This is a genomic window from Rhizorhapis sp. SPR117 (assembly GCF_021742065.1).
The window spans coordinates 41,812-68,171 of the sequence record NZ_JAKKIE010000019.1 but is presented as its reverse complement, the minus strand read 5'-3'; the positions used below and the strand labels follow the sequence as shown (position 1 = coordinate 68,171).

The 26,360-nt window shown below is 58.0% G+C and carries 30 protein-coding genes, 1 tRNA gene and 1 pseudogene; 11 read left to right on the top strand and 21 right to left on the bottom strand.

Annotated features, from left to right (window positions below):
• The first annotated feature begins 272 nt into the window (after positions 1 to 272).
• The gene (locus tag L3X40_RS09465) at positions 273 to 677 is read left to right on the top strand and encodes a hypothetical protein (RefSeq protein WP_445177170.1); all 405 of its coding nucleotides are present in this window, start codon (positions 273 to 275) and stop codon (positions 675 to 677) included.
• 36 nt (positions 678 to 713) lie between these two features.
• On the opposite strand, the gene L3X40_RS09460 is transcribed toward L3X40_RS09465, so the two are convergent.
• The gene (locus tag L3X40_RS09460) at positions 714 to 1,817 is read right to left on the bottom strand and encodes a serine hydrolase domain-containing protein (protein WP_237365398.1); all 1,104 of its coding nucleotides are present in this window, start codon (positions 1,815 to 1,817) and stop codon (positions 714 to 716) included.
• A 51-nt stretch (positions 1,818 to 1,868) separates the two neighbouring features.
• Between L3X40_RS09460 and L3X40_RS09455 the strand changes: the two genes are divergently transcribed.
• On the top strand, positions 1,869 to 2,183 hold the full coding sequence (locus L3X40_RS09455) for a hypothetical protein (protein WP_237365397.1): 315 nt from the start codon (positions 1,869 to 1,871) through the stop codon (positions 2,181 to 2,183).
• 9 nt (positions 2,184 to 2,192) lie between these two features.
• On the opposite strand, the gene L3X40_RS09450 is transcribed toward L3X40_RS09455, so the two are convergent.
• Complete coding sequence (locus L3X40_RS09450; protein WP_237365396.1) at positions 2,193 to 2,588, bottom strand: YkvA family protein; 396 nt, start codon at positions 2,586 to 2,588, stop codon at positions 2,193 to 2,195.
• A gap of 27 nt (positions 2,589 to 2,615) precedes the next feature.
• On the opposite strand from L3X40_RS09450, the gene dgcA reads away from it, so the two are divergent.
• A complete protein-coding gene (gene dgcA / locus L3X40_RS09445; RefSeq protein WP_237365395.1) occupies positions 2,616 to 3,599 on the top strand; it encodes an N-acetyl-D-Glu racemase DgcA in 984 nt (327 codons plus the stop codon).
• A 9-nt stretch (positions 3,600 to 3,608) separates the two neighbouring features.
• On the opposite strand, the gene L3X40_RS09440 is transcribed toward dgcA, so the two are convergent.
• The 3 genes from L3X40_RS09440 to L3X40_RS09430 all read right to left on the bottom strand — a co-directional run bounded on the left by L3X40_RS09440 (position 3,609) and on the right by L3X40_RS09430 (position 7,099).
• The gene (locus tag L3X40_RS09440) at positions 3,609 to 4,763 is read right to left on the bottom strand and encodes a mechanosensitive ion channel family protein (RefSeq protein ID WP_237365394.1); all 1,155 of its coding nucleotides are present in this window, start codon (positions 4,761 to 4,763) and stop codon (positions 3,609 to 3,611) included.
• Between the two features lie 93 nt (positions 4,764 to 4,856).
• The gene (locus tag L3X40_RS09435; protein WP_237365393.1) at positions 4,857 to 5,633 is read right to left on the bottom strand and encodes a transglutaminase-like cysteine peptidase; all 777 of its coding nucleotides are present in this window, start codon (positions 5,631 to 5,633) and stop codon (positions 4,857 to 4,859) included.
• A 164-nt stretch (positions 5,634 to 5,797) separates the two neighbouring features.
• The gene (locus L3X40_RS09430) at positions 5,798 to 7,099 is read right to left on the bottom strand and encodes a hemolysin family protein (RefSeq protein WP_237365392.1); all 1,302 of its coding nucleotides are present in this window, start codon (positions 7,097 to 7,099) and stop codon (positions 5,798 to 5,800) included.
• Between the two features lie 146 nt (positions 7,100 to 7,245).
• Here L3X40_RS09430 and L3X40_RS09425 point away from each other — a divergent pair, with 146 nt between their 5' ends.
• Entirely contained in the window at positions 7,246 to 7,926 is a 681-nt protein-coding gene (locus L3X40_RS09425; protein ID WP_237365391.1) for an OmpA family protein, read from the top strand.
• Positions 7,927 to 7,982: 56 nt separating this feature from the next.
• Here L3X40_RS09425 and L3X40_RS09420 read toward each other — a convergent pair whose 3' ends face one another.
• The 3 genes from L3X40_RS09420 to pdxH are packed head-to-tail and all read right to left on the bottom strand — an operon-like array spanning position 7,983 to position 10,299.
• A complete protein-coding gene (locus L3X40_RS09420) occupies positions 7,983 to 8,768 on the bottom strand; it encodes a PhzF family phenazine biosynthesis protein (protein WP_237365390.1) in 786 nt (261 codons plus the stop codon).
• Positions 8,765 to 9,724, bottom strand: coding sequence for a cation diffusion facilitator family transporter (locus L3X40_RS09415; protein ID WP_237365389.1), 960 nt, complete (start codon positions 9,722 to 9,724; stop codon positions 8,765 to 8,767). The genes L3X40_RS09420 and L3X40_RS09415 overlap by 4 nt, the downstream gene beginning before the upstream one ends.
• Complete coding sequence (gene pdxH / locus L3X40_RS09410; protein WP_237365388.1) at positions 9,721 to 10,299, bottom strand: pyridoxamine 5'-phosphate oxidase; 579 nt, start codon at positions 10,297 to 10,299, stop codon at positions 9,721 to 9,723. The genes L3X40_RS09415 and pdxH overlap by 4 nt, the downstream gene beginning before the upstream one ends.
• 116 nt (positions 10,300 to 10,415) lie before the next feature.
• On the opposite strand from pdxH, the gene L3X40_RS09405 reads away from it, so the two are divergent.
• From L3X40_RS09405 to L3X40_RS09385, 5 genes are all read left to right on the top strand, one after another.
• The gene (locus L3X40_RS09405; RefSeq protein WP_237365387.1) at positions 10,416 to 11,333 is read left to right on the top strand and encodes a DnaJ C-terminal domain-containing protein; all 918 of its coding nucleotides are present in this window, start codon (positions 10,416 to 10,418) and stop codon (positions 11,331 to 11,333) included.
• Positions 11,334 to 11,352: 19 nt separating this feature from the next.
• A complete protein-coding gene (locus L3X40_RS09400) occupies positions 11,353 to 12,324 on the top strand; it encodes a YihY/virulence factor BrkB family protein (protein ID WP_237365386.1) in 972 nt (323 codons plus the stop codon).
• The gene (gene fabI, locus L3X40_RS09395; protein WP_237365385.1) at positions 12,324 to 13,133 is read left to right on the top strand and encodes an enoyl-ACP reductase FabI; all 810 of its coding nucleotides are present in this window, start codon (positions 12,324 to 12,326) and stop codon (positions 13,131 to 13,133) included. The genes L3X40_RS09400 and fabI overlap by 1 nt, the downstream gene beginning before the upstream one ends.
• Positions 13,130 to 14,197 carry a chorismate synthase gene (gene aroC, locus L3X40_RS09390; protein WP_237365384.1) on the top strand — a complete coding sequence of 356 codons (1,068 nt, stop codon included), beginning with the start codon at positions 13,130 to 13,132 and terminating at the stop codon, positions 14,195 to 14,197. The genes fabI and aroC overlap by 4 nt, the downstream gene beginning before the upstream one ends.
• A gap of 62 nt (positions 14,198 to 14,259) precedes the next feature.
• Positions 14,260 to 15,615: a dicarboxylate/amino acid:cation symporter gene (locus L3X40_RS09385; protein WP_237365383.1), complete on the top strand. Its 1,356-nt coding sequence runs from the start codon at positions 14,260 to 14,262 to the stop codon at positions 15,613 to 15,615.
• A gap of 89 nt (positions 15,616 to 15,704) precedes the next feature.
• Here the strand turns inward: L3X40_RS09385 and rplL are convergent, their stop codons facing one another.
• The 7 genes from rplL to L3X40_RS09350 form a co-directional block, all read right to left on the bottom strand.
• Positions 15,705 to 16,079, bottom strand: a complete 375-nt coding sequence (gene rplL / locus L3X40_RS09380; protein WP_237365382.1) for a 50S ribosomal protein L7/L12 — start codon at positions 16,077 to 16,079, stop codon at positions 15,705 to 15,707.
• Positions 16,080 to 16,151: 72 nt separating this feature from the next.
• Positions 16,152 to 16,667, bottom strand: a complete 516-nt coding sequence (gene rplJ / locus L3X40_RS09375; protein ID WP_237365381.1) for a 50S ribosomal protein L10 — start codon at positions 16,665 to 16,667, stop codon at positions 16,152 to 16,154.
• 398 nt (positions 16,668 to 17,065) lie between these two features.
• Positions 17,066 to 17,764, bottom strand: a complete 699-nt coding sequence (rplA, locus tag L3X40_RS09370; RefSeq protein WP_237365380.1) for a 50S ribosomal protein L1 — start codon at positions 17,762 to 17,764, stop codon at positions 17,066 to 17,068.
• Between the two features lie 4 nt (positions 17,765 to 17,768).
• On the bottom strand, positions 17,769 to 18,200 hold the full coding sequence (rplK, locus tag L3X40_RS09365) for a 50S ribosomal protein L11 (RefSeq protein WP_237365379.1): 432 nt from the start codon (positions 18,198 to 18,200) through the stop codon (positions 17,769 to 17,771).
• 296 nt (positions 18,201 to 18,496) lie between these two features.
• A complete protein-coding gene (nusG, locus tag L3X40_RS09360; RefSeq protein ID WP_237365378.1) occupies positions 18,497 to 19,033 on the bottom strand; it encodes a transcription termination/antitermination protein NusG in 537 nt (178 codons plus the stop codon).
• Positions 19,034 to 19,070: 37 nt separating this feature from the next.
• Positions 19,071 to 19,268, bottom strand: coding sequence for a preprotein translocase subunit SecE (gene secE, locus L3X40_RS09355; protein ID WP_237365377.1), 198 nt, complete (start codon positions 19,266 to 19,268; stop codon positions 19,071 to 19,073).
• A 138-nt stretch (positions 19,269 to 19,406) separates the two neighbouring features.
• Positions 19,407 to 19,482: transfer RNA gene (locus tag L3X40_RS09350), tRNA-Trp, on the bottom strand.
• A gap of 114 nt (positions 19,483 to 19,596) precedes the next feature.
• Between L3X40_RS09350 and aat the strand changes: the two genes are divergently transcribed.
• Positions 19,597 to 20,349, top strand: a complete 753-nt coding sequence (aat, locus tag L3X40_RS09345; protein ID WP_338331137.1) for a leucyl/phenylalanyl-tRNA--protein transferase — start codon at positions 19,597 to 19,599, stop codon at positions 20,347 to 20,349.
• A gap of 35 nt (positions 20,350 to 20,384) precedes the next feature.
• Here aat and L3X40_RS22420 read toward each other — a convergent pair.
• The 6 genes and pseudogenes from L3X40_RS22420 to rpoZ all read right to left on the bottom strand — a co-directional run.
• Positions 20,385 to 20,552 (bottom strand): annotated as a pseudogene (locus L3X40_RS22420) (DUF2155 domain-containing protein); the annotation flags it as partial.
• A 230-nt stretch (positions 20,553 to 20,782) separates the two neighbouring features.
• Complete coding sequence (locus L3X40_RS09335) at positions 20,783 to 21,166, bottom strand: NADH:ubiquinone oxidoreductase subunit NDUFA12 (protein ID WP_237365375.1); 384 nt, start codon at positions 21,164 to 21,166, stop codon at positions 20,783 to 20,785.
• A 39-nt stretch (positions 21,167 to 21,205) separates the two neighbouring features.
• Entirely contained in the window at positions 21,206 to 22,132 is a 927-nt protein-coding gene (locus L3X40_RS09330; protein ID WP_237365374.1) for an EamA family transporter, read from the bottom strand.
• A 42-nt stretch (positions 22,133 to 22,174) separates the two neighbouring features.
• Positions 22,175 to 23,692, bottom strand: a complete 1,518-nt coding sequence (locus L3X40_RS09325) for a fumarate hydratase (RefSeq protein ID WP_237365373.1) — start codon at positions 23,690 to 23,692, stop codon at positions 22,175 to 22,177.
• 111 nt (positions 23,693 to 23,803) lie between these two features.
• Positions 23,804 to 24,442: a L,D-transpeptidase family protein gene (locus tag L3X40_RS09320; protein ID WP_237365372.1), complete on the bottom strand. Its 639-nt coding sequence runs from the start codon at positions 24,440 to 24,442 to the stop codon at positions 23,804 to 23,806.
• A 228-nt stretch (positions 24,443 to 24,670) separates the two neighbouring features.
• The gene (gene rpoZ, locus L3X40_RS09315; protein ID WP_237365371.1) at positions 24,671 to 25,015 is read right to left on the bottom strand and encodes a DNA-directed RNA polymerase subunit omega; all 345 of its coding nucleotides are present in this window, start codon (positions 25,013 to 25,015) and stop codon (positions 24,671 to 24,673) included.
• A gap of 144 nt (positions 25,016 to 25,159) precedes the next feature.
• Between rpoZ and L3X40_RS09310 the strand changes: the two genes are divergently transcribed.
• Positions 25,160 to 26,347 (top strand): phospholipase D-like domain-containing protein, encoded by a 1,188-nt coding sequence (locus L3X40_RS09310; RefSeq protein ID WP_237365370.1) that lies wholly within the window; start codon positions 25,160 to 25,162, stop codon positions 26,345 to 26,347.
• The last annotated feature ends 13 nt before the right edge of the window (positions 26,348 to 26,360 follow it).

The window sequence follows — 26,360 nt, the reverse complement described above, 5'->3', positions numbered from 1 at the left end:
CCTGCCGACCTAGCATTGTTCATCTCCTCAAAGAGGCGTGAATCAATGAGGTGGATTACAGTTCCGGGTGACTAGGTTCCGATAATATAAGCTGGGGCAAGCTGGTCGAGGCCGAGCGCCAGAAGCGGCTCGAAAAGCTGGATGCCCAAGCCGCAGCGATCGAACAGCAGCTCAATGCGCAGGAACAAGGCGCCCGGTAATATTTCTGTTCTTTCTGCGTTTAGCGGGGATACATGACTGGTTCATCTGAGGAGACTGATTAAAGTCTTGTCATGCCCCGGTCCCATCAAATTGTCACCTTGGCCTTGTTTGCCACCGCCCTGCCTATCATGGCTGGCGCAGCGCAGGCCGAGCCGCCCGAGCGCGTGATAGCACTTGTTGTCTATGGCGATGATCCCTGTCCCGTGGAATCGGGCGACGCCATCGTTGTGTGTGCGCGAAAGCCCGAGAATGAGCGATACCGCATTCCCAAAACACTGCGCGAAAAGAAAGCGGTGACAGGCAGCCAGGGCTGGGCCAGCCGTGTCGCAACCATGGAAGGGAAGGGCCGGCAATTGCTGCCCAATAGTTGCTCGGCTATCGGCAGCAACGGACAAACGGGCTGCACGCAAGCGATGCTGCGCCAATGGTTCGAAGAGCGGCGCCTTGCCAAAGAGGAAGCAACAGACATTCCATAGATGTTTTTTGCTTCTCCCTAACCGGAGAAGAGGATCTTACTCGGCGGGAAACACCTCCACCAGCCGAGCCAGCGCCTCACGGACGGCAGGCTGTTCTTCCTCGGTTGTGATGCCGAGGCGCACGATGGTCAGGCCTTGCGAAGGCGAAATCAGGATATATTGCCCCTGATGTCCAAGGCATGCGAACAGGCTGGATGGACCTCGGCCGGGGAACAGCGCCGCCTTGGCGCCCTTGGGCCGTGGCTTGTTCAGCCAGATTTGCCCGCCATATCCAGGATCAAGCGATGATGAAGCGCGCATGAAATCCACCCAGCGGGCCGACAGGATCTGGCGTCCTTGCGCTTCACCGTCATGCCGCAGAAATTCGCCGAATTTCGCATAGTCGCCTGCCGTTGCATACATGAAGCTGCCGCCGATCAGCGTGCCGTGGGCGTCGAATTCCGGGGTCAGGCTGGCAAGGCCAAGCGGTTCGATCAGGCGACCGCGCATGAATTGCATCATGGCATCGCGGCGGACTTGCGGGTCATCGCTTTGGGTCAGAGCACGGGTCATGATGTCGGACAGGATGATGCTGGTCGCGGTGCTGTATTGAAACGCGCTGCCGGGCCGCGCTGCAAGGGGTTTTGCCTCCGCATAAGCCGCCATATCAGCCGCGCCGCTGGTGAACAGCATGCGGACCGTATCGCTGTTATAGGCGGGGTCGCCGGTTTCGATGTGATCGAGTCCCGATGCCATGTGGAGTAACTGCCGCAATGTAATCTCTCCGCGCGGATCACCCGGCTGGCTCCAGGCGGGAACCGGAGCGGGGGCGTCAAGCACCAGCCGCCCGTCCGACACCATCAGGCCGACCAGAACGGCCGTGATGCTTTTTGCCATGGACCAGCTGATGAACTTGCTATCCGGCCCGAAACCGGGCGCGTAACGCTGGGTAAGCATCTGCCCATCCTTCATGATCAGCAGGGCGCGGGTTTCACCCATGGCAGGATCGTCGAACAGCGAATCGATCGCATCGCCCAGCGCGATCTGACCAACGTTGCTGGATGTCTGCACGTCATATTCGGGTAGCTTTTGCGCCGGAGAGGATCGCATCAGGAGAAAGGGAACAAGCGCACAGGTAGCAAGGCTTGCCACTATCGTCATTTTGCGGTTCATGGGCCGTGCTTTACAGCATCGATCGTTGAAAGGGGAGGCATGAAAAAAGTACGGGTGGCCAGTTATATTGCGGCGTTCGTGCTGGCATGCGGCGTGGCGCTGCTCGTCTGGGCGTGGCCTGATCTCAAGGCGCAGGCAGCGGCGGGCGCGGCCTATGGTGCGCGAATGACCTGTTCATGTCGTTATATCCAGGGACGAAGCATGGAAAGCTGCAAGGGCGACATGATCGAATCCGGCATGGACATGGTGCGCCTTGATGATGATTCTGACGCAAAGACGGTGACAGGCAGCGTGCCGTTGATGGCCCGCCGCACGGCGCGGTTAAGGCAGGGATTCGGCTGTGTGCTGGACTGACATCAGCGCTTAATAATATTGCCAGTTCGTTACCATGAAGACGATCAGGACCGCCATGGCAGCCCAGATGGCAATGACCATTGCGGCGCCCGCGATGCTGATGGGGCGCTGGGTTTCCGCTTCGGCCCTTGCCTTATATTCCGCCCAGAGCGGTTTGGGCACCATTTTCGCAAACAGCCAAATGCCCAGCGGCAGGATGATCGCGTCGTCGATCAAGCCTAGCACCGGCACGAAATCGGGAATAAGATCGATCGGCGAGAGCGCATATGCGGCGACCAGCGCACCGAAAATGCGTAGCGCCACCGGGGTGCGCGGATCGCGCACGGCGAGCCAGATCGCGTGAGCGTCGATGCGCAACGCATGAACAAATTGCCTGAGCTTGCTGCCTTTTGCTTTGCCTTCCATGGCGTCTTCTTTAAGGGCTATTGCATCATGATTGAAATTATTTCCGCAAAGGTCGAGCGCTGGAACGTCGATGGCGCCTTCATCATCAGCAGGGGCGCAAAAACGGACGTTGACGTCGTCGTCTGCGAAGTCACGGACGGCACGCATGTCGGACGGGGCGAAGGCACACCCATATATTATGAAGGCGAGACTGCCGAGTTGTGCGTCGATTCGATCCTGATGCGCGGCAAGCAACGCCGCACGATCACGCGTGAGGATTTACTCGATAGCATGATGGAAGGCGCAGCGCGCAACGCGCTGGACTGTGCGCTATGGGATCTAGAGGCAAAGCAGGCTGGCAAGCCGGTGTGGCAACTGGCTGGCCTGCCCGCCCCCAAACCGCTTGTCACTGCCTATACGATCAGTCTTGCCGATCCGGCCAAGATGGCTGCGGACGCACGCGAAGCGGCGAAGACATACACGCTGCTGAAATGCAAACTCACGGGCGAGGATGATCGTGAGCGTGTCGCGGCTGTGCGCAAGGGCGCGCCCGATGCCCGCCTGATCGTCGATGCCAATGAAAGCTGGGACGAACTCGATATTGAGGCCGAAACCCATGCAATGGCCGAATATGGCGTTGAACTGATCGAGCAGCCAGTTTCGGCGGGCGAGGAGGACCTGCTCCTTGGTCTGAAATCCCCAATTCCTTTTTGCGCAGATGAAAGCTGCCACACGCATGAAGACCTTGACCGGCTGGAAGGCTATCAGGCGGTCAATATCAAGCTGGACAAGGCTGGCGGGCTGACCGAAGCGATGCTGTTGGCGGAAAAGGCACGGTTGCGCGGACTAGATGTCATGATCGGCTGCATGCTCGGCACATCGCTTGGCATCGCTCCCGCGTTCCTGCTCGGGCAACAGGCCAAATGGATCGACCTGGATGGCGCGCTGTTGCTGGCAAAGGACCGCAAGGGTGGGCTGAAGCAAACGGGCGGCCTGCTGCAACCCGGCACGCTATGGGGAATCGGCCAGTAGGCGACCCTCTCATTCTACCCTTTGTACCGGCATGACCTGTGGATAGGGCATGATCATCTGTCCATCGGGCGCAGAGGTGAAGGTTGTCTGCGTCGGATAGGCAAATTCCAGGCCCGCTTCGTTGAAACGCTTCAATATGCCAAGGCCAATCAGGTGCCGCGTCTGATACACCTCCTCATAGTTCGGGCTGTAGACTTCAAATTCCACTTCGAAATCCAGCGAACTTTGCCCGAAACCGACGAAGCCACTGCGGATGAAGACCGCGTTGTTGGCCTCAACGATCTCTCGCAACAGGTCAGGAATGCCCGCTGCGGCATCTGGATCGGTTTGATAGATGACCCCGATGGCAAATTTCAGCCGGCGATGATCCAGCTCAGCATAGCTGGTAATTTCCTTGCTCAGCAGATTGGTATTGGAAATGATTTTCTTTTCCCCGGTGAGAGCCCGCAACCGCGTACTTTTCAGACCGATTTTTTCCACCGTAGCGATGGTCGTGTCGTAATTGATTGTTTCTCCGCGCAGGAACGGCTTGTCAAAAATGATCGACAGCGCCGCGAACAGGTCGGAAAAAATCCCTTGCGCGGCAAGACCGATAGCGATGCCGCCAATGCCCAAACCCGCAACCAGACCCGTGACATTGACGCCCAGATTGTCGAGCACGACTACGATGGCGATGGCAAACAGCGCAAAGCTGACAATCACGCGGATGATACCCATGGCGTTGGCCAGGGTTTCGCCTTCACCATCGCCGGCACGCCGTTCCAGCATGCCCAATATCAATTCGCGCAGCCAGATCGCGCCCTGAAAAACAGCCGAAATAGTGAATAGAAAACCGACTGTTTCGGCCATAACCGCAGGTGGACTGGCATGGTCCACCACCAACTTTGCCGATACCATGATCATGAAAAACTGGCTGGTCCTGCCAATGACCCGGCCCATAATGGGCATCAGGCCCAAGGGGTCACTCTTGTTCCGCAACTGCTTGCCAAGCCCGCGCGCCAACCCAAGCAAAAGGTAAATGCAGATACCAGCCAGCGTTGCGATAATGATGGCGGTACTGTTAGCGCTGATCCAGACATAGGTTGATGTCCAACCCGCCCCCAACGTCTGCTCTATGCCACCGGTATGAATCGGCGATACAATGGCAATGCTTTTTTCTGTCATGAAAATCCTGCTGGTGATCCCCGTGGCATAGGGCGAGATGCCGTGGGCTTCAAGTTTCCTCGCCCAAATGCTGATTGCGAGGAGAATGGATGGTCAGTACGACGCAGCGTCCGGCGATACCATTCGAATCCCTTGCAGTTGCCCCTGCCCCGCCGTGCGATAGCCATGTGTCCATGAAAACTGCGTGCTGAAACTGACGATCGGACGATAATCGACAACATCCCGGGACCGCAGCACGCGATCCGTATTGTTGTCGAGAATGAACATTTCCGTTCCCTCCCGCACCGCAAGCACAGCATGGTCGGCGTGGCGCGCCACATCCGTGACGATCACCAGATACAGGGTATCACTTGGCACGCCGGCGCTTTCGAGCAACTGCATCTTGGCGATCGCATAATCCTCACAATCACCCTGTCCGCGGGCAATCGTTTCGGTCAGATTAGCCCAGTGATCGTCTGCCCGGTCTTCGACAAAGGCGACGTGTGTGTTGACCCAATTGTTGACGAGTTGAAGCCGGAGGAAGGAATTCTGCGCCGCCGCCTGTCTGATCAAACCACGCCACGGGCCTGCCTCCGCTTCGATCGGTTCCGCCATGACATTGCGCCAACGCGCATCCAGTGATGTAGCGGCGACTGCAAGCGCGACCGACCCAAAAATATCCGGGCCGGGTGGCCGCACCGCGACAGGGGTCGGGGTGCATGCGACGGCTTCCTCATCTTCGGCTGGAAGTGTTATCGAAAGTCCGCCTTCTCCCAAGGGGCTCTCAATATCTGTTTGCGCGCATCGATCATCGGGAGGCGCGACATCCTGGGCCGCGACAGGGGTGGAGAGGGCGAGCAACATTACAGAAACAACGAACGAGCGCGCCACTCTCCTGCAGTCCCTTGATAGTATATAATTGCGACCCGATACGGGCTCCTTGATCTGACCCGTTCGTACAGGAATCATCCCCAATGGCAATCTGCAAGGGCAATTCGGCAGGGCGTTGCAGAATTGAGTCAGGCGGTGGACAATCATGTCCACAATAGCCCGCCTCACTCCGCGCTCACCAACAGCTTGTCGATCTTGCGTCCATCCATATCGACGATTTCAAAACGCCAGCCCTGATCGTGAAAATATTCGCCCACTTGCGGCAAGTGCTTGAGCACCCATAGGGCATGACCTGCGACGGTTGCATAATCCCGATCCTCGGGCAGATCTATGCCCAACCGCTCGGCCAGTGCATCGGCCGGCATTTGACCGGACACCAACAGGCTGCCGTCGCTCCGCTCGACCAGTGCCGGTTCCGCACCGGTATCCTGATCGGACGCAAATTCACCCGCGATAGCTGACAGCAGGTCGGCAGGGGTCACGATGCCTTCGAAGTGACCATATTCGTCATGGACCAGCAGCATGGGCACCTCTGCCTTGCGCAGATGATCGAGCGCGTCCATCGCGTCGAGCTGATCGGGCACAACCTCTGCCCGACGCATCAATTGCCGCAGGTCGAGAATTTGCTCCAGGAACTGCGCCGATACGATATCCCGCGCCTGGACAACGCCGATAATATTCTCCACCGATCCTTCCGCCACGGGCAATCGTGTATGCGGGCTGTCCAGCAGACGATTGCGTATGGCATCGGCATCGGCATCGGCGTCAATCCAGTCAATATCGGTTCGCGGTGTCATCACTTCACGCACGGGCCGGTCGGCAAGGCGCACAACGCCCGAAATGATCGCGCGCTCACTTTCCTCGATCACACCCGAGCGGCTGGCTTCAGCAACGATCAGGTGCAGTTCCTCTGCCGTCACATGGCTTTGCGATTCGCGGTTCATCCGTAACAGGCGGAAAATAAGGGCGCTGCTACCGTCCAATATCCAGACGATCGGAGCGGTGATATAGGCCAGCCAAAGCATGGGCGTTGCCATCAGCACCGCGATTCGTTCGGGCGCACGCAGGGCAAATTGCTTGGGCACCAGTTCACCGACGATCAGCGAAGCATAGGTCACCAAGGTGATCACCAGTGCAAAGCCGACTGTGTGGGCTGTATTCACGTCGATTCCCAGCCATACCAGCCGCTCGCCAACAGGACCACCCAGGCTGGCCCCCGAATAGGCACCGGCCAATATACCGATCAGGGTAATGCCGATCTGCACCGTGGACAGAAATTTGCCGGGATTGGCCGCAAGGTCCATTGCCGTGCGCGCACCGCGCTTGCCCGCCTTTTCCATCGATTGCAGGCGGGGCTTGCGCGACGATACGATCGCCAGTTCCGACATCGCGAACAGGCCATTAAGGGCGATCAGTGCCAGAATGATCGCAACGTCGATCCACGGGAAAGGTGTCATGGGCTCCATATAGTCCCGCCTTATTGGCGTGTTTCTTTCAATTTCACAACAAAGCTCTCATCTGTCATTCAATTCGGATGTGGAACTAACGGCCTTGCAAGGCTGTTACATGACTGTGGCTCGCCGCAAACGAGATGATAAGCAAAGGAATAGGGATGAACATCACACACAAGATTCTGGGTGCGAGCGCAATGAGCGCCTTTTTGCTGACCGCCGCCTGCACGACAAATCCGGAAACCGGCAACCAGCGTCTGTCCAAGGCCGCAATCGGCGGCGTAGCGGGTGCTGTGGGTGGCTATTTCCTTGGCGATCTGGTCGGTGGCAAGCGTGACCGCACCGAAAAAATCGTCGGCGCTGGCATTGGCGCGGTCGCGGGGGCTGGTATCGGCGCCTACATGGACGCGCAGGAAAAGAAACTGCGCCAGGAAACGGCAGGCACGGGTGTGGACGTTATCCGCGAGGGCGATAATTTGATGCTGCGGATGCCGTCGGGCATTACCTTTGCCTATGACCAGGCCGCCGTGCAGCCACAGTTCCAGCCAGTATTGAACGATGTCGCCAACGTGCTGAAGGATTATCCGAGCACGTATATCGACGTCTATGGTCACACCGACAGTGACGGTTCGGACGCCTATAATCAGGGGCTGAGCGAACGGCGCGCCCAATCGGTCGCCAATTACCTGTCCATGCAGGGCGTGCAGTCGGCACGGATTGCAACGCGCGGCTATGGTGAGACCCAGCCGATCGCCAGCAACGCGACCACAGAAGGCAAGGCTGCCAATCGCCGGGTGGAAATCAAGATCGTTCCCGTAACGCAAAACGACGTACAGGGATAAGGCTTACTGCTATTCAGCGCCATTCCGCAGGACCAGGAATGGCGCCGACCGTCAGATCACAACAAAAATACACCCTCGATTACCGTGGCGCAGTGACCACCCAGTACCGCTCGGTCGCCTGCCAAGCGGCAATCGACGTAGCCACCCCGATGGCTTGCCTGATAAGCGGTGAAGCGATCGCGACCCAACCTGTCGGCCCAATAGGGCGTCAACAGGCTGTGGGCCGATCCGGTGACAGGGTCCTCATCAATGCCCCCGCCGGGGACGAAGACGCGACTGACAATGTCGGTGTCCTTTCCCGGCGCGGTTGCGATGAATACTGTATCGCCAAATGACATCAACGCGCGAAAATCGGGAGCCAGCGCGCGCACCTCCGCTTCATTCTCGTATATGAGCAGGGCATATCCCCCCTCGCGCCAACGGGTTTCAATGGGAGTGCCACCCACTCCCCTTACGAACTCGGGTAATGGCCTCGGTTCGGTCCCCCATGCAGGAAGGTCGAGTTCATACCCCTCACCGATACGGCGCACCGCCAGCAATCCGGATCGGCGTGAGCGGAAACGAACCGTGTTGCCTTTCATCAGGACGTGACCACTGGCAAGCGTCGCATGGCCGCATAGTGCAACTTCGACAGCGGGCGTGAACCAGCGCAGTTCATAATCGGCATCATCATCGTCCGGTAGCGGCACCGTGAAGGCCGTTTCCGCCAGATTGTTTTCGGCCGCGATCGCCTGCAACACATCATCGGGCGACCAGCTGTCAAGCGGCATCACAGCGGCGGGATTACCTGAAAAACACCGCGATGCGAAGGCATCGACCTGGGTGAACGGAATCCGGATCATGTCGTTCGTTCCTGCTCAACCAATATGGCTGCGTCCTTTGCCAGCAGGGGGTCGCCTTCGCCATCCACATGCCCTTCCGGATCGGGATGGATCAGGATTTCAACGCCAGGGAACTCGGGACGGAGCCGCGCCTCTATTTCATCCATGACACGATGAGCTTCCCGTATACTCATCTGCGGATCGACCCAAACATGAAACTGGGCAAAATCGTGCATCCCGCTGGTCCGCGTGCGCAGATCGTGAATGCCTGCAACCAGGGGATGATGGCCCGCAACCTCGATAAAGCGCTGCCGCCGTTCCAGCGGCCATTCCTTGTCCATCAACTGATCGACAGCTTTACTGGACGCCCGCAGTGCTCCCCAACCGAGCCAGAGCGCGATAGCGATACCGAACAGCGCATCCGCACCCGCGAATCCCAGATACTGATCCAGTATCAACGCCGCTATAACCGACAGGTTGAGCAGCAGGTCCGACTTGTAATGCAGATGATCCGTACCGATGGCGAGCGATTGCGTCTGGCGTATCACATGCCGCTGATAGGCGAGCAGGGCAAAGGTTGCGGCAATCGCGATTAATGAAACCCCAATGCCATATTCGGCGTTGCTGGTCAGCTCCGGGCTGCCGATCCGGTCAATGGCGCGCAGGCCGATGCCAAAGGCGGAAAAGATAATGAGGATCACCTGAAACATGGCGACCAGCGCTTCTGCCTTGCCATGCCCGAAACGGTGATTACGGTCAGCAGGCATCGCGGCAAAGCGCACGCCAAAGAGGGCGACCAGACTGGCAATAAAATCGAGCGTGGTGTCAGCAAGCGATCCGAGCATGGCAACAGACCCCGTCGCCCAGGCAGCATAACCCTTGAGCGAAAGAAGCAGCAAGGCGACGGTCACGCTGGCCAAGGCGGCGCGAGACGTAAGGACGCCATGCCGTCCTGCTGTTGTTGCTGGCCCGCTCATGGATATAGCAAGCCTTCATCCCAGCTGTCGCCATTGCGCACGAACAAACGGCGTTCGTGCAGCCGGTGTTCGCGGTCCTGCCAGAATTCGATGCGCTGCGGAACGACACGGAATCCCGACCAATGCGGCGGGCGGGGCACATCGCGGCCTTTAAACCGTGCCTCCATATCCGCAAAGCGCTTTTCAAAGGCGGCGCGGTTATCAAGCGGACGGGATTGATCCGATGCCCAGGCGCCAAGCTGCGAATCACGGCTGCGCGTAGCGAAATAGGCATCGCCTTCCGCATCGCTGACCTTTTCCACCGGCCCTTCGATCCGGACCTGCCGCCGCAGTGATTTCCAATGAAACAAAAGCGCCGCAGAGGGATTGGCCAACAGGTCAGCGGCCTTGCGGCCCTCATAATTGGTGTAAAAGACGAATCCGGTCGGGCCGTGTCCTTTCAACAGCACCATCCGTAGCGACGGTTGCCCCTGCGCATCAGCAGTAGCCAGCGCCATAGCATTGCTGTCGTTGATCTCGCTGGCGCGGGCCTGAGCATACCAGTCGTCGAAAAGGGCGAAGGGATTAGTCGTCATGACTTGCCATTTAGGCATTGCGGGCCGAATAGTCGAGCAGGCGCAGTAAACGCTTGAAGCACGGAGGCTCGATCGCCAAATGTCCGTATGAAAGACTGAATAGGCAAAGGCAATTAATGGCAGATCCATATACGACATTGGGGGTGGCGCGTAACGCGAGCGAGGCCGAAATCAAAAAGGCCTATCGCACGCTCGCCAAGGAACTGCATCCCGATCGCAACGCCGACAATCCCAAGGCGACGGAAAAATTCTCGGCCGCTACGCAGGCCTACGACCTGTTGACGGACAAGGACAAACGCGCCCAATTCGACCGCGGCGAAATTGACGAAAATGGCAACCCGACCGCACCTTTCGGTTTTGGCGGCGGGCGCGGCAGCGCCCGTTCTGGTGGGCCTGGAGCCGGCGGATTCGAATTTCACAGCGAAAGCGGTGATTTCGGCGATATTTTCGAAGGCCTGTTTGGCGGCGAACGTCGTGCGCCGGGCGGCGGATTTGGCCGGTCCGCGCCGCCACCAAAGGGGGCAAATGCGGCATATCGTCTGCCCGTCCAGTTTATTGACGCTGCCACCCTGGCGCCGCAACGCATTACATTGCAGGATGGCAAGACAATCGATCTCAAACTGCCCAACGGCGTTGAAGACGGGACGCAAATGCGCCTTTCGGGCAAAGGGCAGCCCGGACCGGGCGGCACGGGCGACGCGATAATCACGATTGAAATCAAACCGCATGCATTTTTTACGCGCGAAGGTCATAATGTCAGACTGGAACTGCCCATCACCCTTGATGAGGCGGTGAACGGAGCCAAGGTAAAGGTGCCGACCGTCGATGGTCCGGTGATGCTAGGCGTTCCTGCCGGTTCCAGCTCCGGCAAAACATTGCGGCTTAAGGGCAAGGGTTTTCATGACAAAAACGGTGTGCGCGGCGATCAGTTCGTTACATTGATGATCGATATTCCCGCCGATGACGACAAACTGAAAAGCACGCTTCAAGGCTGGAGCGACACACGGAAGGTGCGCGGGGCTTTGGGAGTGTGATGTCGTCGGCCGCTAGAAAATGAGGGATTTCTCACCACAATCTCCCGAAGCGCGCCGCAAGCGATTGCATCTGGCCAGAGCCAAAGTGCGGCAGCAATTGGAGCGACCACGGCCCGTTTCGCATCCTTTCGAGGTTCTAAAGCGCGTTGTGGTCGGCGTTTATAGCGACGGCTTCATCCATGCCGGCAATCTTGCCTACCTTTCGCTCATCGCTCTATTTCCCTTCTTCATCGTAGCAGTTGCCATTGCGAAGATTTTCGGACGCACGCAGGACGGCATGGCCAGCGTCAATACTTTTCTGGCCAACGTGCCGCCCAGCGTCGCCAATGCATTGCGCGGACCGATTGAGGACGTGCTGACCGCACGCACGGGGAATTTGCTTTGGCTGGGCGCATTGGTGGGCCTGTGGACGACGGCAAGCCTGATCGAAACCATCCGCGACATATTGCGCCGCGCCTATGGGACGACCAGTGGGCGGCCATTCTGGGAATATCGGCTGGGATCGATCGGCATCATCCTCCTTTCCATCTTTGCCGTAATGTTCGCCTTCAGCATTCAGGTGATCCTGGTCGGGCTCGAACAGTTCCTGCGAGCCCTTTTGCCTTTCGCTGACCAGGCCATTACCATCGTCTCCACTACACGGTTGCTGCCCATGGCGGTCGTGGGCGGCGCGCTATATTTCCTGTTCGTTTCACTGACCCCGAGCGCCTACAAAGCGAAACAATACCCAAAATGGCCCGGTGCCATATGCACTGCGATATGGTGGTATGGCACAACTTTGCTGCTGCCCGTGGTGCTTTCCAGCCTTGGCGGCTACGATTTGACCTATGGCAGTCTGGCGGGCGTGATGATTACGCTCATTTTTTTCTTTGTGGTTGGGCTGGGCGTGGTAATTGGCGCGGAGCTTAATGCGGCGCTCGCCGAATTTCCGGCTGATGAGGGAGATCCGGCGGGTGATCAGCAGGCGGACGATCAGGAGGTATTAAAATAATGACTGGCTTGATGGCGGGGAAGCGTGGCCTGATCATGGGTTTGGCCAATGAAAAGTCACTGGCCTGGGGGATTTCACGGCAGTTGGCGGCGCAAGGAGCGCAGCTTGCCTTTTCCTATCAAGGCGAAGCGTTGGAAAAACGTGTACGTCCGCTGGCCGCGGAGCTCGGTTCCGATGATTTCCTGGTGGAATGCGACGTGTCGGACATGACGGCGCTTGACCGCACCTTCGACACGATTGCGGAACGCTGGCCGACGATTGACTTTGTTGTTCATGCCATCGGTTTTTCCGACAAGAATGAGCTGCGCGGCAAATATGTCGATACCAGCCTCGACAACTTCCTGATGACGATGAACATTTCCGCATACAGCTTCGTCGCCGTGGCAAAGCGCGCCCGCGCGATGATGCCCGAAGGGGGCAGCCTGCTGACGTTGAGCTATTATGGCGCGGAAAAAGTCATTCCTCATTATAACGTCATGGGCGTGGCCAAGGCGGCGCTGGAAACCTCCGTCAAATATCTGGCGATGGACATGGGGCCGGAAAATATCCGCGTTAATGCCATTTCGGCGGGTCCGATCCGGACATTGGCGGCCTCCGGCATTGGCGATTTCCGCTATATCCTGAAATGGAACGAGCTGAATTCTCCCATGCGCCGTAATGTCACCATCGACGATGTCGGCGGCGCGGGCCTCTATCTGCTCAGCGATTTGGCGAGCGGGGTTACCGGCGAAATTCACCACGTCGACGCAGGCTACAACGTCATCGGCATGAAGGCCGAAGACGCTCCGGACATTGCGCTCGACAAATGAGTTTCAACACATTCGGCCGCGTCTTTCGCTTTTCGACCTGGGGGGAAAGCCACGGGCCTGCCATTGGTGCGGTAGTCGATGGTTGCCCGCCGGGGCTGGTATTGAGCGAAGCGGACATCCAGCCTTTCCTCGACAAGCGACGGCCCGGCACATCGAAATTCACAACGCAACGACAGGAGCCGGACCAAGTCCGCATCCTGTCGGGCGTGTTTGAAGGCAAAACCACCGGCACGCCGATCAGCCTGATGATCGACAATGTGGATCAGCGGTCGAAGGATTATTCCGACGTCGCCAAATCCTATCGCCCCGGCCATGCCGATTATGCCTATGACGCCAAATATGGTTTCCGGGATTATCGCGGCGGCGGCCGGTCTAGCGCGCGGGAGACCGCCAGCCGGGTCGCGGCGGGCGCGGTGGCGCGGCTGGTGATCCCGGACGTCGATATTTTTGCCTATGTGACTGAAATCGGCGGCGACGCCATTGATTTTGCCAACTTCGATCCGGCCGAAATCGACAACAATCCTTTTTTCTGCCCCGATGCGAAGACCGCCATACGCTGGGAAAAACTGGTCGATGGTGCGCGCAAAGAGGGGTCGTCGCTGGGCGCAGTCGTCGAATGCGTCGCAACCGGGGTTCCGGCAGGCTGGGGTGCGCCGCTTTATGCCAAGCTGGACAGCGAATTGGCCAGTGCAGCCATGTCAATCAACGCGGTCAAAGGCGTCGAAATCGGCGATGGCTTCGCCGCTGCCCGTCTGCGCGGCGAAGAGAACGCCGATCCCATGCATCCAGGTAAAGACGGCCCGGTCTTCGAGGCGAACCATGCAGGCGGCATTGCAGGCGGCATTTCCACGGGACAACCTGTGAAGCTTCGCGTGGCCTTCAAACCGACCAGTTCCATCCTGATTCCGGTCGAAACGGTTGACCGGCAAGGAGACGCGAGCCAGATCATCACCAAGGGCCGTCATGATCCGTGCGTAGGCATTCGCGGGATGCCCGTTGTCGAAGCGATGATGGCACTTGTCCTTGCCGATCAGAAGCTGTTGCACCGGGCCCAATGCGGCTGACTGCATTGCGGTAATTACGATGGCCTGATAGCCATGCCCATGGCTGCGGGAGCATTACGCACATGACACAGAGCGCAACATTGCAGGGCGGCAAGGGCATTTCGCTTCAATGGCAAATGCTGATCGGTTTTCTGACCGGCCTTGTGTTCGGCCTGATCGCGCATATTGGCGCTCCCGATGCTGAATGGGTTCAAACTACCATTACCTATGTAACTGGTCCTATCGGCCAGATATTTCTTCGCCTGCTTTTCATGCTGGTCATCCCGCTGCTCTTTTCGGCACTGGTGATCGGAATCGCCGAAATGGGTGAGATCCGTTCGCTGCGGCGTGTGGGCATGCGGACATTGATCTACACCTTGGTCGTATCCAGTATTGCCGTGATTGTCAGCCTTGCAATCGTGAACCTATTCCGGCCGGGCGATGGTGTGGATCCGACGGTCGCGCGCCAATTACTGTCCAGCGCTGGCGAGGGCGCACAGGCCATTGTCAGGCAATCGGCTGAAAGCGTGTCCGGCATTGATGCGCTGGTCAACATTGTACCCTCCAACATCGTTGCCGCCATGAGCGCCAACGACATATTGGCGGTGATGTTCTTCGCCCTGTTCTTCGGCATCGGTCTGGTACTGGTGCAGACGCCAAATTCACGGGCGCTGAAGGATGCGATTGAGGGTATTTTTGAGATCGCGATGCGTCTGATCGGCATTGTCATCAAGATGGCCCCGCTCGCCATCGCCTGCTTCATGTTCAATCTTGCCGCACTGTTCGGCTGGGACCTGCTGGTGCGCCTTTCCGCCTATGTCGGCGTTGTCCTGCTGGCGCTGGCGATCCAGATGTTCATTGTTTTTTCAGTGCTGCTCGTGGTGCTGGCAAAGAAATCCCCACTCACCTTCTTCCGTCAGGTTGAAGAGGCAATCATCATGGCCTTTGCCACCGCGTCGTCCAATGCGACCCTGCCAACGGCGCTGCGCGTGGCCGATGAACAATTGAAGCTGCCGCCCAAAGTCGCCCGCTTCGTCCTCACCATAGGGGCCACGGCAAACCAGAACGGCACCGCAATGTTCGAGGGTGTGACCGTCATTTTTCTCGCCCAATTTTTCGGCGTCGATTTGACGCTGAGCCAACAGTTCATGGTGATGCTGGTGTGCATATTGGGCGGGATTGGCACGGCCGGCGTTCCAGCGGGCTCCTTGCCCGTCGTGGCGCTGATTCTGGGCATGGTCGGCGTGCCGCCAGAAGGCATCGGTCTGGTGCTGGGTGTCGACCGGTTCCTCGATATGTGCCGCACTACGTTGAACGTGACAGGCGACCTGGTTGCCGCGACAGTTATATCGGCTGGCGAAAGGGATGAAGATACGGGCGAACCGTCGCTGTCGCGGGAAGAGCAAATGGCGCGGTTGCCCGAAGTTCAGAATAACTGAGCTATCGGTACAAAAAAGGGCGACCCCTATGGAGCCGCCCTTCTTTAACCTGGTCGTCGCATCCCGTTCCGGGCGCAACATCCAAAAGCTTACTTCAGTTCGACGGTCGCGCCGGCTGCTTCGAGCTGAGCCTTCAGCTTCTCTGCTTCTTCCTTGTTCACGCCTTCCTTGACGGCCTTCGGCGCGCCTTCAACCAGCGCCTTGGCTTCGGTCAGGCCAAGCTGCGTGATCGTGCGAACTTCCTTGATGACGTTGATCTTCTTGCCACCGTCGCCGGTCAGGATGACGTCGAATTCGGTCTGCTCTTCAGCGGCAGGCGCAGCAGCGCCAGCGGCGGGACCGGCAACCGCAACGGCGGCGGCGGCGGAAACGCCCCACTTTTCTTCCAGAGCCTTCGACAATTCAGCGGCTTCCAGGACGGTCAGTTCGGAAAGCTGTTCTACGAGCGTGTTGATGTCTGCCATGTTACTATCTCCATATCGGGGCGCATATGGCCCCGTGTGTTTAAATCAAAGTGTTTCAGTCAAATCGAAAAATCAGGCTGCGTCTTTGGTTGCATAAGCATTGAAGACCCGTGCAAGCTGTCCGGCCGGCGCCTGAATGACCTGTACGACCTTGGTTGCGGGTGCCTGAACCAGGCCCACAATCTTGGCGCGCAGTTCATCGAGCGACGGCAGCGATGCCAGCGCCTTCACGCCTTCGACGTCAAGCAGGGTATCCCCCATCGCACCGCCGACAATTTCAAACTTGTCATTGGTTTTGGCGAAATCGACAGCGACCTTTGCGGCCGCTACCGGATCCGACGATGTGGCGAGCGCTGTCGGACCAGTCAGCAGATTGCCGAGCTGTTCGTAAGCGGTGCCCGTGACGGCGATCTTGGCGAGACGGTTCTTCGTTACCTTGTAGCTGGCGCCGGCATCACGCATTTTCGCCCGCAGATCAGTTGACTGAGCCACGGTGAGGCCAAGATTGCGTGTGACCACAACAACCCCGATCTCCGCGAACGTGTCGTGAAGCGTGGTAACCAGCTCGGCTTTTTGAGCACGATCCATGCCATTCTCCACTCTGGCGCGGACGGACCATCCGCCCGCGCGGGTTAAGCAACAGGGTGGCCAAAGCCGGCCCTGCCGCCTGTCCGAGGGGAATGTTGCCTGGCCTTCGATCCTTATCTGAGGACTTCAGGCAGACCCGGTACGCCGCTCTGTCAGCGAACCGATAAAAACTTTCCCCGTCTTGGCAGGAGATTAAGGAGGGCAAATTCCCTCCACCTGCTGTCTCGGACGGTTTAAAAAAATGAAAACGCCGGGGCGCTTCATTCCTTCGGACCACGAAAGCCGAAGCCCCCGAGGATCTCGCCCCAACTCCGCTCATGTCGAGCCAAGTCGAGACATGCCAGCGCTACGTCAACGTCCCTCGACTTCGCTCGGGACAAACGGGCGCTGAAATAATGTTACGCCACCGACAATGCGGCGACATCAACCTTTACGCCAGGACCCATCGAACTCGAAAGCGCGACCTTGCGGACATATTTGCCCTTGGTGCCCGATGGTTTGGCCTTGACGATAGCATCGACAAAGGCGTCGAAATTCTTGCGCAAATCGTCCTGGCTGAAGCTGGCCTTGCCAAGCCCGGCGTGAATGATACCGGCCTTTTCAACGCGAAACTCGATCTGACCACCCTTGGCAGCCTTGACCGCTTCAGTCACGTTCGGAGTGACAGTGCCCAGCTTCGGATTCGGCATCAAGCCTTTGGGACCCAACACCTTGCCCAGACGACCAACCAGGCCCATCATGTCAGGCGTAGCGATGACGCGGTCGAAATCGATCGTGCCGCCCTGGATGGTTTCCAGAAGATCTTCTGCGCCTACGATATCGGCACCAGCGGCAGTCGCTTCGGCGGCCTTTTCGTTGCGCGCAAACACTGCAACCCGAACGGTCTTGCCAGTGCCTGCGGGCAGCGTCACGACGCCACGGACCATCTGATCGGCATGGCGCGGGTCAACGCCCAGGTTCATCGCTACTTCGATGGTTTCATCGAACTTGGCGGTGGCATTGGTCTTGATGAGCGCAATCGCTTCGTCGACGCCATGCAGCTTGTCGCGGTCAACGGTGGTGGCCAGAGTCTTGGCTTTCTTGGTCAGCTTTGCCATGTCCTTAACCCTCCACAACCTGAAGGCCCATGGCCCTCGCCGAACCTTCGATGATGCGGGTCGCCGACTCAATATCGTTGGCGTTCAGATCCTTCATCTTCTTCTCTGCAATTTCAGCAAGCTGCGAACGTTTGATCTGTCCGGCGGAAATCTTGCCCGGTTCTTTCGAACCCGATTTCAGCTTCGCCGCTTTCTTGATCAGAAAGGATGCAGGCGGGGTTTTGGTTTCGAAGGAAAAGCTGCGATCGGCATAAACGGTGATGATCGTGGGGATCGGCATCGCCTTTTCCAGGTCGCCGGTCGCCGCGTTGAAGGCCTTGCAGAATTCCATGATGTTGACGCCGCGTTGACCCAAAGCAGGACCGATCGGCGGCGACGGATTTGCAGCGCCCGCAGGCACCTGGAGCTTGATATAGCCCGTGATTTTCTTAGCCATTATTCACTCACTCTATAGTCGGGGCTGCCGCGCCGAAACGCCTCGCCCTGTTTCAAGTTTAGCGGTACAATCGGCAGCCCGAAGACTGCCTCCCGCACGTATCCCGGGGTTGCCCCCGAAAATTCCTAACCATCATGCTGAACTTGTTTCAGCATCCATTGGCTCTGCCGTTGCGCCTCTTTCGGAAGCTTCGGCGCTCATAGACCCTGAAACAAATTCAGGGTGACGAAAAACCTGTGTTTATCCCTGCCAAGCTGGATCCCGGCCTTCGCCGGGATGACGGCCTGTGGGGGCCGTCACTTCGCCAATTCCACCTGCTCGAAATCGAGTTCAACCGGCGTTGCCCGGCCAAAGATGGAAACCGACACTTTTACACGATTCTTTTCGAAATCCAGTTCCTCGACCGTGCCGTTGAAGCTGGCGAACGGGCCGTCCAGAACCTTGACCTGATCGCCAATCTCGTAATTGACGGTGACCTTATGCTTGGTCTGGGCTGCTGCTTCCTCCTTGGTGTTGAGGATGCGCGCGGCCTCTGTTTCGCTGATCGCCTGCGGCTTGCCGCTGGCACCCAGAAAGCCGGTCACTTTCGGCGTATTCTTGATCAGATGATAGACATCGTCGTTCAAGTTCAGTTTCGCCAGCACATAGCCGGGAAAGAACTTCCGTTCCGACTGAATTTTCTTTCCACGGCGCACCTCGGTCACCGTCTCGGTCGGAACCTCGACCGATTCGACAAGCTGCTCGAGGCCCATACGCGTGGCTTCCGCCATGATCGCGTCGCGCACCTTGTTCTCGAATCCGGAATAGGCGTGAATGATGTACCAGCGCGACATGTCTACTGTCTAAACTCCAGTCAACGAACCTTGCCCCTTATCGGGCAAGGCCAAGTAGAAATTGAACGACCCATCCGAAAAACGAATCGATCCCGAAGAAGAACAGGCCAAGAATCGTGGTCATGATCACCACCATGATAGTGGTGACAACCGTTTCCCGCCTCGACGGCCAGACGATCTTGCCCGCTTCGGCGCGTACTTGCCGAACGAAATCACCGGGAGATGTTTTAGCCACTGGACCTTAATCCGTTCACATACCAAGTAAAAACATCGAAACCAAAAGCCGCAGGCCGGTCTTTCAACCGGAGCGGCTTTGACCTCGTACCAATTTCCCTGCGGCCCTTACCCTGAACTGCATGGACTTGCAAGTATTTGGCAGGAGTGGAGGGATTCGAACCCCCGGCATTCGGTTTTGGAGACCGACGCTCTACCAGCTGAGCTACACTCCTGCACGTCAAGGGGAGGGCTATTAGCTTGGGGAGCAGGCAGGCGCAAGGGATATGGTAGCAATCAGCGAACATGCTTCTTGCTGGCAAGGGACGAAATCTTTGCTAATCCATGGCGTGATGGCCATCGACCTCAACATCCTGCTGCGCGCCTATGCCATGGGAATTTTCCCGATGGCCGATAGCAGGGACGATCCAGAGATTTTCTGGGTAGAGCCCAAGAAGCGATCAATCCTGCCGCTTGATGAACTGCACTTGTCCCGGTCCTTGCGTAAAACTATCCGGTCCGACAAATTTCGCGTCACTGCGGACCGCGATTTTCCTGCTGTTTTACAGGCCTGCGCCGAACCTGCTCCGGATCGGCCCGAAACCTGGATCAATCCGACGATTGCGGAGGCTTGCCTCACCCTGTTTCGAATGGGTTATGCGCACAGCGTCGAATGCTGGATGGATGACACACTGGTCGGCGGCCTTTATGGCATATCTTTGGGCCGCGCCTTTTTTGGCGAAAGCATGTTCAGCCGAAAAACTGACGCGTCGAAGGTGGCGCTTGCCTGGTTGGTTGCGCGACTGAAATTAGGCGGATTCGAATTGCTCGATTGCCAATTCATGACCGATCATCTCCGCTCGCTGGGTGCGGTGGAAATCAGCCAGAAACACTATCTGTCGTTGCTTGACGATGCACTTGCCGGTGCGGGAGCGGCGATGGTGGGAGGGGTTTCGGGCGCAGCTGCAGCATCTGTGCTGCCCGTCGCAGGAGATTTTTCCGCACTGGACGTATTGGCTGCTGCTCCGTCCTTGCCCAACTTGACGGTATCAGGCCCGGTTTCAGGCCAACTCATCTTGCAGCTTTTGACCCAGACGTCGTAAATTCCATGTTCGACGACGTTGCGTTCGGGCCGTTCCTTGAACAACCAACCTGAAAAGATGCGCCGCCATTTCTTGTCGTTGCCATGAACATCGAGTTGAACGAACGCCCCCGTTTCGGGCACCTCTTCCCAAGGCGCAGTGGTTTCGCAGGCGCGCAGGCGAACAATGACGTTGCCCACCCGTAACGCCTCACCCGGCTTCATCGTGAGATCACGAGTAAGGCCATTGCGTTTGTTAAGCAGGCCGATCACAGCGACGCGCTCAGCCATTGGCGTGCCCGGAAGGGCGGCGAGTTCCTTGCCGGTTGCGGATAGATCGACGCCATTGCCGACTTCTACCGGACCGCTGTTGGTTTGATCGTCGGAGGGGAGCTTGTCGCTACAAGCGCCGAGCATCAGCAGGGCAGGCAGGACCGCACCCGCCAGCTTGATATTCATGATGCGTCAGGGCTCCACGCTTCATAGTCGCCCGTCGCCTGCGCACGACGCCCGCCCTGTTCCAGGGCGCCCTTGGGGCGATAGGCATGCGCAGTACCAGTAAGGTTCGGTGTCGATTCCTTTTCCCAGATGCGCGACGGCGGCAGAAAGCTTTCAGGTTCCTCATCAAATGTATGATGCAGCCAGCCATGCCATTCGGCCGGCACACGGCTTGCGTCATTGGGACCATTGTAGATCACCCAGCGGCGATCATCCTTGCCCTTGTAATAGACATTGCCCAGATGGTCCTCCCCTACTTTCGCGCCGTTACGCGCGCTATAGAGCGAGGTGCCGATGGTGGCGCCGTCCCACCAGGTGAAGATCTTGCCGAGGATTCCCATGGCCCGCCTTAGCCTTTTCTCGTCCTGCCTTGCAATGGCCTATCGCAGCCCTGTACCCGCCAGCGCCAGGATCACGCCGAACGCCACCAGCAACAAACCGGCCGCTTCCGTCCGCGCCAGCTTTTCGCGCAAATAGAAATGCGAAAAGCCCAAAGTGAAAAGCACCTCCACCTGTCCAACGATCCGCACCAAAGCCACCGGCGCGGTCGCAAAACCGGTGAACCAGCAAGCCGACCCCAGCGAAGCAAGCAAACCCACTTGCCCCGAAACACGCCAGCTTGCAGCGATTTTTGCAAATTGTTCTCGCTCTCGCCAGAACAGATAAGCGCCTTGCATCAGCGTCTGCAGAAAAACTGTAACTGCAAGGACGATCAGCGCAGCCTCTATCTTGTCGTCGCTCGCAACTTCAAAGGTTGCGCGCTTTACCGCCACCGATGTCATGGCGAACAGGAAGCCTGCGGCAATACCGCAAATCGCAGCGGGCTGCCCCAGCACCCGCAGCAATCCGCCCGGCCCGATTCGCTGCCCGCCAACCGACAGTACCAGTACGCCCGCCACACCCGTCGATATGCCGAGCCAACTCAAAGGCGAAAGTCTCTCCCCCAGCAGCACCAGCGCCAATATCGCGCTCTGCAGCGCCTCGGTCTTGGAATAGGCGGTCCCAGCAATGAAATTGCGATAGCCAAAGGCCATGATCAGTAAATTGGTCGCCAGTATCTGCGCTATCCCCGCCGCCAGCGCAAAGAGCAACAGCATGGGGTGAATGGCGGGAAAGGTATCCGCCGCGATCAGTTTTTCATACAAGACCAGCAAAGCCCATGCGACTGGCAGGCCAAACAGATAGCGCACCAGCCCCGCCGCATTGACCGAAAGCGTCGCCCGCACCCGCTGCTGTACCGCCGTCCGCCACGCTTGAAGCGCGCCAGCGATGAGGGTGGCGGGTAGCCATATGGAGGACGTGATCATAATATTATTTCAGCCGGGACGCAGGGAATGAAGGCAATGCGATCATACCCCCGCTAGCAATTTCTCCCGCTTGATCTTTTCCTGCCACACCAGCGGCGCAAGGTGATGGACGCTCTGGCCCTCGCTATCTACCGCAACGGTGACCGGCATGTCCTGCACCTCAAATTCGTATATTGCTTCCATGCCGAGATCTTCGAAGCCCACGACTTTCGATCCCTTGATGGCACGGGCGACCAGATAGGCCGCACCACCCACCGCCATCAGATAAGCCGATTTGTGATCTCTGATCGCCTCGATCGCCATCGGTCCGCGCTCCGCCTTGCCGACCATGGCGAGCAAGTTTTTTTCCAGCATCATGCGCGTGAATTTGTCCATGCGTGTGGCGGTGGTGGGTCCCGCGGGGCCGACGATTTCCTCGCCGACAGGATCGACCGGGCCGACATAATAGATGACGCGCCCGGCAAATTCGACGGGTAGTTCCTCGCCCGCGTCCAGCATATCCTTGATCCGCTTATGTGCCGCATCGCGCCCCGTCAGCATCTTGCCGTTGAGCAGCAGGCGATCGCCATGCTTCCAACTCTGCACCACTTCCGGCGTCAGCGTGTCGAGGTCGACGCGGATCGCGGCTTTATCCGGCGTCCAGTTGACGTCCGGCCATTCGGAAAGCTTCGGCGCTTCCAGATAGACCGGCCCCGACCCATTCAGCGTGAAATGCGCGTGGCGGGTGGCGGCGCAGTTGGGGATCATCGCAATCGGCTTGGATGCCGCGTGGGTCGGCCAGTCCATGATTTTGACGTCCAGGATGGTAGAAAGCCCGCCCAGTCCCTGTGCGCCGATGCCCAGCGCATTGACCTTGTCGAAAATCTCGATCCGCAACTCCTCGATCGGGTTCTGCGGCCCGCGCTCTTTCAACTGCGCCATGTCGATCGCGCCCATGAGCGATTCCTTTGCAAGCAGCACCGCCTTTTCCGCCGTGCCACCAATGCCGATGCCCAACATACCCGGTGGGCACCAGCCGGCACCCATTTGCGGCACCATTTCAAGCACCCAGTCAACGATGCTGTCGGACGGGTTCAGCATCTTGAACTTCGACTTGTTTTCCGATCCGCCGCCCTTGGCCGCGACGTCGATGCTCACCGTATCGCCCGGCACCATTTCGACGTGGAGAACCGAAGGCGTATTGTCTTTCGTATTCACCCGCGAAAAGGCCGGGTCGCGCAGAATTGAGGCACGCAGGGGGTTTTCAGGATTGCGATAGGCGCGCCGCACGCCCTCATCGACCACATCCTGCAGGCTCTTGTCACTTTCCAGGCGGCAATTCTGCCCCCACTTTACGAACACCGTCACGATACCGGTATCCTGGCAGATCGGGCGATGCCCCTCGGCGCACATGCGGCTGTTGGTCAGTATTTGTGCGATCGCGTCCTTGGCCGCCGGACTCTTTTCCGCCTCATATGCCGTACCCAGCGCGCGGATATAGTCCATCGGGTGATAATAGCTGATAAACTGCAACGCGTCGGCGACGCTTTCAATCAGGTCGGATTCCTTGATGACGATCATGAAGCGGTTCCCTCATTTCCCGGATTTGGCTGTTGGCCGCCGCTTTAATGCTTTGGGGCGGAGTGTCCATAGCCGAGGGAAGCATGACGTCAGTTTCGAGCGGTATCCTGTTCAACCGGCGATGATGGCCTCGCCAAGCTGCAACCTCTTGCCATTCGTGATGATCACACGGTCGCCAATTTTGGCCTGCGCAAACAGTTTCGCCGCAAACGCGATGGGAACGCCGATGCAGCCATGCGTGGCCCAACCCCATTCCACCTTGCTGCCATGAATGGCAACGCCATCGTTGGTGAGCCGCAGCATATAAGGCATCGGCGCGTCATAAAGGTTGGACACATGATCCGCGTCCTTCTCCGTAATCGGGAAGACGCCCTCAGGAGTCGGCTTTTCTTCGGCGCCATAAAGGATGACGGCAGCTCCAATCTCATAGCCGCCGCGAAAGACGGAGAGCGTTTGCGCCTCGACATCGACGGTGATGACGATGGGACCCGCCGGTACACCGGCATCGTCCCAGACATAATCACCATGCCTGAATGGATGATCGATGTTGAGGATGCGCTTCACCACAAAGTCCGGGTTCAGTGCAACAGGTGCCGGAGACGGCTTTTCCACTGGAGGCGCGGGGCGATCGGGTTCAGCGACAACAGCAACAGGCGCGCGTGCTGGCAGATTCGTTACATGAAAAATCGCGGCGAACAGCGCAACAAGAACCAGCGGCCTGGTGCCCGCCCATGTTCTGATCCTTCCCATCCTGATCGCCATCACCAAGGCCTCCATCTGCCTTACCGGGTTGCATATCAAAAACCCGCAAAAGTACCAGACGGGGATTCCGCCTGTTTCGGTTCGGGACGATAAAGAGGGTAAATATTAACAAAGCGCATCAGGCTATATTTGCTACGATGAACGTCATCGACGCACAGAAAAAGGCCCAGCTGTTGCCAGCCGGGCCTTTTGTCTCCCCATTTTTCTTTTATTCGGTCAGCCGTCGTAGTCGCTGCTGATATTCTGATTGCGAGGCGGCGCCGCTGCTGTCAGACGCAGCGCTTCAGCCGACTGGGCAATCGATCCGATTTCATCGGGCATATCATCGTCATCGATCTGAACCTTTTGCAGACTGGCGACCAATGAATCCTGCAGTTCGTCAGGCAAGACTGTTTCATCTGCAATTTCGCGCAGGGCGACGACCGGATTCTTGTCCCGGTCCCGATCGACAGTCAGTTCGGCGCCGCCGCTGATTTCGCGGGCGCGTTGCGCCGCCAGCAGGACGAGATCAAAACGATTGGTAACCTTGTCGACGCAATCTTCGACGGTGACGCGGGCCATGCGGGCTCCCTTGAAATGCAGAAAAAGAGTAAGTGGCGTCGCCTAGCAGCAAGGCCTCGGCGAGTCAATGAAATCGCGGATGGCAATCCCGCCCCATCAAGCTGAACTCTATGCAACTGCCGTGAAAGCAGGCACATTGTTCTCATGTCTGTTGCCGTCGCCCCCGTAGCCGATCCCATAAACGCAGAAATTGAGGGTAATCGCTTACGCCTTATCGAAACCGGCCCTGAACGCCTGTCCGTATTACTCGATTTCATCGACGGCGCACGATGCAGCCTGAAGTTTTATTATTACGTGTTTGAAAGCGACGATTGCGGAAGCCAGATCATGGACCGGCTGATCGCCGCCGTCCGGCGCGGAATAGACGTTGTGCTGATGGTCGACAGCTTCGGATCGTCAAACGCGGCACCAGGATTTTTTGACGCATTCCGTAAAGGCGGCGGCAGATTCGGTGTCTTTGGCAATCGCCGCTCCACTCGCTATCTGATCCGTAATCACCAAAAGATCGCCATCGCCGATGACCAACGGTTGATTATCGGCGGCTTTAACCTGTCCGACCATTATTTCGGCATCCCTGACGATAAGGCATGGCGGGACATCGGCCTGTATATGGAAGGACCGGGAACGGCGGAAGCGGTACGCTGGTTCAACGCGCTCCAGGCGTGGGTGATGGCCGACAAACAACGATTTTCGACGCTGCGCCGGATGATTCGCACATGGCGGCCGGCCGATGGGATGTTTCATTTCCTGATCGGCGGTCCGGTTCGACGGCTCAGCCCCTGGGCACAAGCGGTAAAACATGATCTGGAGAAGGGGCGCCAGGTCGATATGATCCAGGCCTATTTTTCACCTTCTCGTGGAATGCTCCGCCGAATCGAAAGGATAGGCACACACGGGAAAACTCGGATCATCACCGCATCTCGATCCGATAACAGCACCACCATCTCGGCTGCGCGTGCACTTTATGCCGCGCTGTTGAAACGCGGCGTGCGAATTTATGAATATCTGCCTGCCAAACTGCACACGAAACTGATTATCATCGATAACATCGTATATATCGGATCGGCCAATTTCGACATGCGAAGCCTGTTCATCAATCTGGAACTGGTTTTGCGAATTGAAGATGCAGCTTTTGCCGAACAAATGCGCGCATTTGTCACGCGCGAGATTGCGGATTGCGAAGAAATCACCCTATCACTGCATCGGCATCGCACCGGCATTTTTGCGCGTCTTCTTGGCTGGATCAGCTACGTGATGGTGTCGGTCATCGACTATACGGTAACCCGGCGGCTCAATTTCCCTGCCCGCACATGGCAGGACGATGATGATTGATGGGAGCCATGGT